Genomic DNA, 9,359 nt, shown 5'->3' with positions numbered 1-9,359 from the left:
TGCAGCGGCTTGGGGTTGGCATAGTCCCACAGCGAGGCCTGGGACGCCGTATCGGAATCGGCGTTCACCTGCTCCTTGCGGTACTCGGCACCCAGCGCCACCTGGAGCGGCCCGGCGGGCAGTTCCAGAACCTTGCCCTGGATGTTGAAGGCGGCGGCGTTCTGCACGGTCTTCTGGCGTAGCCAGGCGGTGCCGGTGAAGTAGTCGGTCGAGGCCGGATTGAAATTGCCGACGCCGAACGGGTTGAACGCCAGGCAGGACGTGCCCGGGTTGGTCAGCGCAATGCGGCACACGGCCTTGCCGGTCGCCGGGTCGATCACCGAATCGAGCGCCTGGTTGAACAGGGCGGACTGGCGCAGGCCGTGGATTTGCGATTCGTACTTGGTCTCGCCGTATTCGTACGAGGCTTCATAGGTCCAGTCGGAGCCGATCTTGCCTTCGGCACCCAGGACGGTGCGGAAAGTGCGGGTGGATAGTTCGGTCGTGACCTGACCGATATCGCCGCTCCAGCGCCCGAAGCTGACCGACGACAGGTTGTTCGCCACCATCGCATCGCGGACCGCCTGAGGCAGAAAGGCGTTGTCGACCGCGATCTTCAGGTTGCCGTAGTTGTAGGCGTTGGCGCTCTGGCCGTTCACCTGGCTGTCCGAATAGGACACGTCGGCGAACAGGCGCAGTGAATCGGTGGCGTCGAAGGCCACCCGGCCGTAGCCGATCTTGCGCTCCATCTTCGGCAGCAGGTCGAAGCCACGGTAGAAGTAGCTGGCGCCGTCGCCCCCGATCATCAGCTGGCTGCCGGCCAGTTGGCCAACGGTGAAAGGCGTGGGCGTGCCGTCGGCGGCGAACTGCACGAGGCGCGAATCGCTGGTGCCGGTGAGCGAGCCCCAGGTCAGGCCCGAAGTGATCAGGCCGCCGTCGGTCTGGCGCGAATCGTGGACGTTGTTGGTGATCACGCGGGTGGGCGTGCCGTTGCCCGGAGTCGGGTTTACGACGAGGCCGGGCTGGCGGCGGCCCCAGTCGCGGGTGAACTGGTCGCCCGCACCTTCGTTGTCGTAGTATTCGCCGGCGGCCATGATGTGCAGGCGATCGTCGAGCAGCGAGCCGCCGACGAGCAGCGCGGCGCGGTATTCGTTGGCGTCGTTCTTCTGCGACTGACCGTACTGGATATCGCCCTGGATCCCCGTGAAGTCCTTCTTCAGGATCAGGTTGACCACGCCGGCCACGGCATCCGACCCGTAGCTGGCCGAAGCGCCGCCGGTCACCACTTCCGTGCGATCGATCAGGATCGAGGGAATATTGTTGAGATCGACCTGGCCGGTGCCGGCGGACGGCACGAAGCGCTTGCCGTCGACCAGCAGCAACGTGCGTGAACTGCCCAGGCCGCGCAGATCGACGAAGTTGGAGCCTGCGATCTGCGAGCGGTTCGACGATCCCTGCGGCGTCTGCGCCGGGCGGAACGAAGGCAGTTCGTTGAGCGCATCGGCGACGTTCGATTGGCCGCGCTGGTTCATATAGTCGGCGCCGAGCACGGTGACCGGAGTGGGTGCGCTGGAGCCGTCGCGGGCGATGCGCGAGCCGGTGACGACGATGTCGCCGGCGGGCGCCTCGGCGATATCGGGGTTCGGCGCGGACGCTTCCTGCGCCAGCGCAGGTGTGGCTGCGGCCAGTGTGAGTGCAAGTGCGCTGGCTCCGAGCCAGCGGTTATGTGCGATCCCTGTATGCATTGGAAACTTCCCTCATCGTTTCGAATACTGATGGGCATAACAGAATATGGATTTGGGTGGCCGTCAAGGGCGTATTTCGCAATTATTTCGCCGAAAACACCAAAATTGAGCATTTTTGCATGGACAAGCCGCTTATGAACCGTATTCTGTTTTTCACTTGCTAGGCAGCGTGTCTTGAAAGAGAATACGGATATGACAGTGCATCAGCTCGATCGTGGGGCGCGCGGAACGCCCGCTTACATGGAGGTGCTCGCCCGCATTCAGCGCGGCGACGTGGGGCCGGGGGACAAGCTGGTCGATACCGCGCTGGCCACGGAACTGGGCGTGTCGCGTATGCCCGTGCGCGAGGCGCTGCTGCGGCTGGTCCATGAAGGATACCTCGTCGGCACCACGCGCGGTTTTATGCTGCCCGAACTGTCCCAGAAGGACATCGCCGACATCTTCGAGATCCGTAAGATGCTCGAGCCGCGCGCTGCGGCGGCTGCCGCATACAATCTTGACGCGCAGGCCGTGGCCGATCTCGAAGCGGCCTATCGCATGGCCTGCGACGCGGTGGAGCAGGATGAGCCGCTCGCCCTGATGCAGGCCAACACGCGCTTTCGCCAGGCTTGGCTCAACGCCGTGCCTAACCCCCGCCTGGCCGCGACGATCGGCCGCTTCGTCGACCACGTCCAGACCGTGCGGATCGGCACGCTCCACGACAAGGAAACGCAGATGGTGGTGATCGCGCTGCTGACCGACCTGCTGGAAGGCTTCCGCGTCCGCAATTCCATCGCCGTCTACGATTCGATGACCCGCTTCGTCGATGTCGCGCAGGGGCGCTTCTTCGCACTGATGGAGAAGACGCGGGCCGATTTCGACAACAAGGACATTGTCTCGGGCGGAGCTCTCTGAATTCGCCTCCAGCCGGACCCCATTCAAGCCGGATCTATTCAAGGATGTACATGACCACCCTCAATCCAGTGCTCGCCAATGCGAGCGACATGCGCGCGGCTCTCAAGGGCGGGGGCATGATCACATCGTGGTTCGCGATGGGTTCGGTGCCGCTGATCGAGATCGGCGCGATGGACTATTTCGACGCTTCCATCATCGATCTCCAGCATGGCCTGTGGGATCGCATGACCTCGCACCTCGCCGTGAGCGTGCTGGGCCCCAAGCCGGCGATCATGCGGGTGGCTGCCAACACCATGCCGGCGATCGGCGAAGCGCTCGACAGCGGCGCCGAGGGCGTGTTGGTGCCGTTGGTCGAAACGGCCGAGCAGGCCCGCGCAGCGGTGGCTGCAGCCACGTTCCCGAAGGACGGCATCCGTTCGGGCGGCGGCGTGCGCCCGCTTGCGGAAGGCTTCACCCGCTATCACAAGCGCAGCATCAATCCGCTGATCGGGGTGATGATCGAGACTTCCGCCGGCGTCGACAATGCGGCCGAGATCGCGGCGGTCGACGGGGTCGACTTCGTCTTCATCGGGACCGGCGACCTGGCGCTGTCGCTCGGCTGCTTCCCGCAGATCGACGAGCGCCACGAGCAGGCATGCCAGAGCGTATTCGAAGCCTGCAAGCGTGCCGGTACGCCGTGCGGTATCTTCACCACCACTGCCGAAGCCGCCGCAGCGCGGATCGAACAGGGCTACGCCATGACCGTAGCCGCGAACGACGTCGACATCCTCCTGCACGGGTTCGCGCAGGCCGGTCAGGCCGCGCGCAAGGTCGCCGCGCACGCCTGACCGGGAAGGCCCGACGCTCCGGCGTCGGGCTTATATAGTTCAATGCTGAAATAAAACGGGGGCGGAGCTCAAGGTGCCAGCGCGAGGCAAGGCGCGCATTCATCTCTTGGACAAATGGGGGGAAACATCATGCTTTCCAAATTGCATCTGAGGTACGACGTTCTGAGCTGCACGGCCAGTTTCGCTGCGTTGTCGGTCGCTCTGGCCAGTCCTGCGACGGCGCAGGTTGCAGTGCCGGTGGGGGCACAGTCCGCTGCAACCGATGCCGAAAGCCCGGCGCCTGCCGACGATATCGTCGTAACCGGCACCCGCATCGCCCGCGATGGTGCATCTTCTCCCACGCCGCTCACCGTACTGGGCGGCGACTACCTCGCTGCCCGGGCGACCAGCAACGTCGCCGATGCGCTCAATGAACTGCCTTCGTTCCGCGCCACCACCTCGTCGGCCAGCACCAGCTCCACCGCGACGCAGGCCGGTACGAACTTCCTCGATCTGCGCGGCCTTGGAAGCAACCGCACGCTGCTGCTCGTCGACGGCAAGCGCCACGTGTCCACCGCGATCACCGGCCAGGTCGATATCAACATGATCCCGACGCTTCTGATCGACCGGGTGGAGGTCGTCACCGGCGGCGCTTCGGCGGTCTATGGTTCGGATGCGGTCGCGGGCGTAGTCAACCTCATCTACAAGAAGAACTTCACGGGTCTGGAAGGCGATGCGCAGTACGATGTGGCGCAAGTGGGCGATGCGCAAGGCTATCGCTTCGCGCTGCATGGCGGCACCGCCTTCCTGGAGGACCGTCTTCACGTCTCCGGCGCGGTCGAGGTGTTCCACAACGACGGTATCGGCAGCATGTATACGCGTGACTGGGGGCGGCGCGAATACGGCATCCTGACCAATCCCGCGCGCGCCACCAATGGCCTGCCGGTGCGCATCATCTCCGACCATGTCCGCACTTCGACGATGACGCCTTACGGTCTCGTCACCTCGGGTCTGACCTACGGCGACCTGACCGGGACCACCGACGCCCGCCGCATCCAGTTCGCGGCCGATGGGACCCCGGTGCCCTTCAATCAGGGCACGCTGGCCGGTTCGCAGTATATGATCGGCGGCGACGGCGCTGGCCAGGGCTTCCTCAGCGACTTCTCGCTCGCACCGCGCATCTCGCGCCAGTTGGCCAGCGGCGACATCCACTATGACGCTGGCGACGGGCTGGAGTTCGGCACCGCGTTCTACTACGCCCGTTCGCGCGCGTCGGGACAGGCGATCGCGCCATTCGACTTCGGCACGCTGACGATCCAGCGCGACAATGCATACCTGCCCGCCGCGCTTGCGGCAGCAATGGATGCCAAGGGCCTGACCAAGCTCGCCTTCGGGCGCCTGTCGCTCGACGTCGGGCCGAACACGTCCGACAACACCACCCAGACCTACCGCTCGGTCACCGACGCCAAGGGCCGCATCGGCGCCTGGAAGTGGGACGCCTACTATCAGTACGGCAAGACCGACTATGTCGGCCGCTTCAACGGCGTGCGCAACAATGCACGCTACCTGGCTGCCATAGATTCGGTCATCGACCCCGCCACCGGCAAGGCGGTGTGCCGATCGACCCTGACGGCGCCGGGTAACGGCTGCATCGCCTACAACCCGTTCGGCGATACCAATTCGACCGCCGCCAAGGAATACGTGACGGGCGACCAGTACTATCACCTCGTCACCCAGCAGCACGTCGCGGCGGTGAACTTCACCGGCCCCGTCGCGGAACTGTGGGCCGGCCCGCTGGCCGCATCGCTCGGCGCCGAATACCGCCACGAACAAGCTAGCGCCACCGCCGATGCCGCTTCGATCGCCGGCGCCTATGCGGCCGGCAACTACAAGCCGATCGACGGTCGCTACAGCGTCAGGGAGGCGTACCTCGAAATGGAGCTGCCGGTCGTGCGCGACCTGCCGTTTGCCAAGGCGATCGACCTCAACGGCGCGGTCCGCTACGCCGACTATTCGACCAGTGGCGGCTACGTGACCTGGAAGCTGGGCGGCACCTGGGATATCGGGTCGGGCCTGATGGTGCGCGCCACCCGATCGCGAGACATTCGCGCGCCCAACATCTCCGAACTCTACGCCTCGTCCGTTACACGCATCACCAGCGTGACCGACCCGCAGAACGGCAATGCCTCGATCTTCATTCCCACGCTGACCTCGGGCAGCACCGCGCTCAAGCCGGAGAAAGCCAACACCTTCACCGCCGGCGTCACTTACGCGCCGACCTGGATCAATGGCGTCCAGCTTTCGGTCGACTACTACGACATCAAGATAAACGACGCCATCACCAGCCTGACGGCGCAGAACATCGTCGATCGCTGCTATGCCGGCGACCAGAGCCTGTGCGGCCTGGTGGTTCGTTCGGGTGGTACGATCTCGCAGATCAACATCAACCAGATCAACCTCGCCTCGTTCGCCACCGCCGGCGTCGATTTCGAGCTGTCGTATTCGACCGATCTGCTGGGCGGCCGGTTTTCCTGGCGCAACCTGCTGACGTACGTGGACAAGTTCGAACAGACCAATGGCGCGGTCGTCACCAACCTTGCCAACCAGTTCAACGGCGCGGGCGTAGCGCGCTGGACCGGCAACTCGACCATCGCCTACCAGCACGGCCGCGTCGGCGGCTCGCTGGTCGGGCGCTTCGTGGGGGCGGGCAAGTACGACAACCTCTTCGTCGAGGGCGTCGATATCAACGACAATACCGTGTCCTCGCGGTTCTACCTCAACCTCAACTTGCGCTACGACCTGACCGATGACGGTTCGGTGCAGATCTACGGCGTCGTCAACAACCTGCTGGACACCGATCCCTCGATCGCGCCGCAGACGACGACGGTAACCAATGTTGCCTACTTCGACGAAGTGGGCCGCGCCTTCCGGGTCGGCGCGAAGTTCAAGTTCTGACCTGACGGGGGCGCCGTGCCGCGGCAGGCGCGGTGCCCCACCGGACGAGACAACAAGGAGTGAAGGCAGGCATGTTTGGCAACGGATCTCTGCGCAAGGCACTCGCGCGATCGAGTGCGATCCTGACTGTAAGCTGCGGCATTGTCGCCGCGGCCTGTGCCCAGACCAACGTACCCGGGGCACCCGCGTCGAACATCCAGACCAGCACGCCTGACGGCCGCTCGCGCGAAGTGTTGCCGATCGTCGACAGCCCGTTTCGCGGCGTTACCGGGACCACCGTTGCCGAATCGCGTCCCGACTGGCCGGTGCCCGTCGCCGCACCGGCCGGGGCGCCCAATGTCCTGCTGATCATGACCGACGACGTCGGCTTCGCGGCGACCTCCGCGTTCGGCGGCGCCATTCCCACGCCCAATCTCGATCGCCTCGCCAAGCGGGGCGTGCGGTACAACAACTTCCACACCACCGGCATGTGCTCGCCCACCCGCGCGGCGCTGCTGACCGGGCGCAACAGCCATGCGGTGGGCAGCGGCGCGGTGACCGACGTGGCGTCGGGCTATCCGGGCTACAGTTCCATCATCCCGCGCAGCGCCGCTTCGATCGGTGAAGTGCTGCGCGACAACGGCTACAACACCGCCTTCTTCGGCAAGCACCACAACATTCCCTCGTGGGAATCCTCGCTGTCAGGCCCGTTCGACCACTGGCCTACCGGGCTGGGCTTCGACTATTTCTACGGGTTCGTGATCGGGGATACCAACCAGTGGAACCCGCGCCTCTATCGCAATACCCTCTCGGTCGACGCACCGGCGCTGCCGCAGGGCCAGACGCTGGATTTCTCGCTGGCCGATGACGCGATCCACTGGATCCACCAGCAGAAGGCGACTGGCCCGGACCGTCCGTTCTTCGCCTACTTCGCGCCCGGCAGTGCCCATGCGCCGCACCAGGCCCCGCCCGAATGGATCGCCCGCTTCAAGGGCCGGTTCGACAGGGGCTGGGATTCGCTGCGCGAAGAGAACTTCCAGCGCCAGAAGCGCGAAGGGGTGATCCCGGCTAATGCCACGCTGACCCCGCGCCCGGCCGAAATCCCGGCGTGGTCCTCGCTTACCCCCGTGCAGAAGCGGGTCTATGCCCGCTACATGGAAGTGTTCGCGGCGATGATCGCCTATCAGGACGCGCAGGTCGGCCGCATCCTCGACGAACTCGACCGCATGGGCCAGTCCGACAACACCATGGTCCTCTACCTCGTGGGCGACAACGGCCCCAGCGGCGAGGGCGCACCGGCCGGGACGCTCAATCAGGTCCAGCACATGAGCCATGATTTCGAGCAGAGCGCCGAGGAAGTGGCCGGGGTGATCGACACGATGGGCGGGCCGGACACCATCGAGCTATATCCCGCCGGGTGGGGCTGGGCGATGGGCACGCCGTTCCGCTACATGAAGCAGTTGTCCTCGCACCTCGGCGCCATCCGCAACGGCATGGTCGTGTCGTGGCCGGGGCACCTGAACGATACCGGGACAGTGCGCACGCAGTTCGCCCATGTGACCGACATCTTCCCGACCATCCTCGAAGCCGTGCGCCTGCCGGTCCCTCGCCAGGTCAACGGCATCGATCAACAGCCGGTCGACGGCGTAAGCCTCGACTACACCTTCACCCATCCCCGCGCGCCCGAGCAGCACAAGGTCCAGTACTTCGAGATGTTCGGCAACCGCGCGATCTACGCCGACGGCTGGATGGCGAACACCACCCCGCGCCGGATGCCCTGGGAAATGGGCAATCCCGGCGGCAACCCCTACACCGACTACAAATGGGAACTCTACGATCTCGCCAGGGACTTTAGCCAGTCCCGCGACCTGGCCACCGCCAATCCCGCCAAGCTGGCGCAGATGCAGGCGTTGTGGCTGGAGGAGGCGCGGCGCAACCACGTGCTGCCGCTCGACGACAACCTCGCGAAGTCGCGGCTCGGCGCCTCGCATGCCCACTATGCCTCGGGGCGCACCTCGTTTGCGTACTGGGGCGGGAACCTGAGCATCAGCGAGAACCAGGCGCCCAGCTTCCGCAGCCGTGCATTCACCATCTCCGCCGACGTGACGCTCGACGTCGAGCGCGCCACCGCGCCGATCCTGGCGCGCGGCAGCCGTTTTGGCGGTTGGGCTTTCTATCTGCGCGACGGCGTGCCCGTTGTGCGTCAGGCCTATACGCAGCGCCCGCAGGATCAGGCCGAGATCGTCGGCAAGATCGCCCTTGGTCGTGGTGCTTCGAACATCGGGTTCGCATTCACTCCGGACGGAGCCGGCAAAGCGGGCGGTACGATGTGCATGACCGTGAATGGTGCCGAGGCAGGGTGCGGCCATCTCGATTATGCCGACGTCAAGGATGCGGGCCAGGGCGAGACTATGGACATCGGCATCGACACCGGTGCGCCTGTATCCACGGACTATGCGGCCAATGGTCCGTTTCCGGGCGCAATCCACAAGGTGCAAATCGAGCTTACAGGCAAGTCGGAAGCCGAAAAAGACAAGAAATTATAGTAATTTAATTCTCAGTAGAACCTTATAGGCGCACTGGGCTACTGCTCGGTAGCAATCGCCAGCCTGGCAAGGCAGGAGCCGTTCTCATGATTTCGTGAACGGCTGCTTCTTGGCTCGCAAATGACTCGAAATTTGAGACAATTGGGAGCGGTACGAGCTGCTGCGAGACGTTAGAAGTTGGTCGGGGAGACAGGATTCGAACCTGCGACATCTTGCTCCCAAAGCAAGCGCGCTACCGGGCTGCGCCACTCCCCGACCTGGGGTTGTCGATGCTGCTGCCCGCGAAGGCAGCAACCGGCGAATGGTGGGCCCGGCAGGATTCGAACCCGCGACCTAGCCGTTATGAGCGGCCAGCTCTAACCGCTGAGCTACAGGCCCCCGTGCCGGACCCGGCCCCATCGACGATGGCCGGATGCCATGCCCGTTAGCTTGGCAATCGGCATGACGCAAGCGGG

5 protein-coding genes and 2 tRNA genes are annotated in these 9,359 nt (G+C 64.8%); 4 read left to right on the top strand and 3 right to left on the bottom strand.

Going from position 1 to position 9,359, the window contains the following annotated elements; genetic code table 11:
- A partial coding sequence (locus HWN72_RS09170) for a TonB-dependent siderophore receptor (RefSeq protein WP_211150084.1) occupies window positions 1-1,724 on the bottom strand: 1,724 nt, incomplete at its 3' end.
- A 192-nt stretch (window positions 1,725-1,916) separates the two neighbouring features.
- Between HWN72_RS09170 and HWN72_RS09165 the strand changes: the two genes are divergently transcribed.
- The 4 genes from HWN72_RS09165 (at window position 1,917) to HWN72_RS09150 (ending at window position 8,904) form a co-directional block, all read left to right on the top strand.
- Window positions 1,917-2,618, top strand: a complete 702-nt coding sequence (locus HWN72_RS09165; RefSeq protein WP_008831201.1) for a GntR family transcriptional regulator — start codon at window positions 1,917-1,919, stop codon at window positions 2,616-2,618.
- A 50-nt stretch (window positions 2,619-2,668) separates the two neighbouring features.
- Window positions 2,669-3,445, top strand: coding sequence for an HpcH/HpaI aldolase/citrate lyase family protein (locus HWN72_RS09160; protein ID WP_211150083.1), 777 nt, complete (start codon window positions 2,669-2,671; stop codon window positions 3,443-3,445).
- Between the two features lie 129 nt (window positions 3,446-3,574).
- Window positions 3,575-6,379: a TonB-dependent siderophore receptor gene (locus tag HWN72_RS09155; RefSeq protein ID WP_211150082.1), complete on the top strand. Its 2,805-nt coding sequence runs from the start codon at window positions 3,575-3,577 to the stop codon at window positions 6,377-6,379.
- 71 nt (window positions 6,380-6,450) lie between these two features.
- Window positions 6,451-8,904, top strand: coding sequence for an arylsulfatase (locus tag HWN72_RS09150; RefSeq protein WP_211150081.1), 2,454 nt, complete (start codon window positions 6,451-6,453; stop codon window positions 8,902-8,904).
- A 178-nt stretch (window positions 8,905-9,082) separates the two neighbouring features.
- Here HWN72_RS09150 and HWN72_RS09145 read toward each other — a convergent pair.
- Together HWN72_RS09145 and HWN72_RS09140 are read right to left on the bottom strand one after the other, a co-directional pair.
- Window positions 9,083-9,159 (bottom strand) — tRNA-Pro (locus HWN72_RS09145).
- 47 nt (window positions 9,160-9,206) lie between these two features.
- A tRNA-Ile gene (locus HWN72_RS09140) sits at window positions 9,207-9,282 on the bottom strand.
- Window positions 9,283-9,359 lie beyond the last annotated feature (77 nt).

Origin of the sequence: Novosphingobium sp. HR1a (assembly GCF_015594425.1) — a bacterium.
GTDB lineage: Bacteria > Pseudomonadota > Alphaproteobacteria > Sphingomonadales > Sphingomonadaceae > Novosphingobium > Novosphingobium resinovorum_A.
The sequence above is the reverse complement of the archived record's forward strand: the minus strand, read 5'-3'. Positions and strand labels throughout refer to the sequence as shown.

Bases quoted from the DNA above. Each gene is read 5' to 3' on its own strand.
- HWN72_RS09165 (WP_008831201.1), top strand. From the start codon at position 1,917: ATGACAGTGCATCAGCTCGATCGTGGGGCGCGCGGAACGCCCGCTTAC.
- HWN72_RS09155 (WP_211150082.1), top strand. From the start codon at position 3,575: ATGCTTTCCAAATTGCATCTGAGGTACGACGTTCTGAGCTGCACGGCC.
- HWN72_RS09150 (WP_211150081.1), top strand. From the start codon at position 6,451: ATGTTTGGCAACGGATCTCTGCGCAAGGCACTCGCGCGATCGAGTGCG.
- HWN72_RS09160 (WP_211150083.1), top strand. From the start codon at position 2,669: ATGACCACCCTCAATCCAGTGCTCGCCAATGCGAGCGACATGCGCGCG.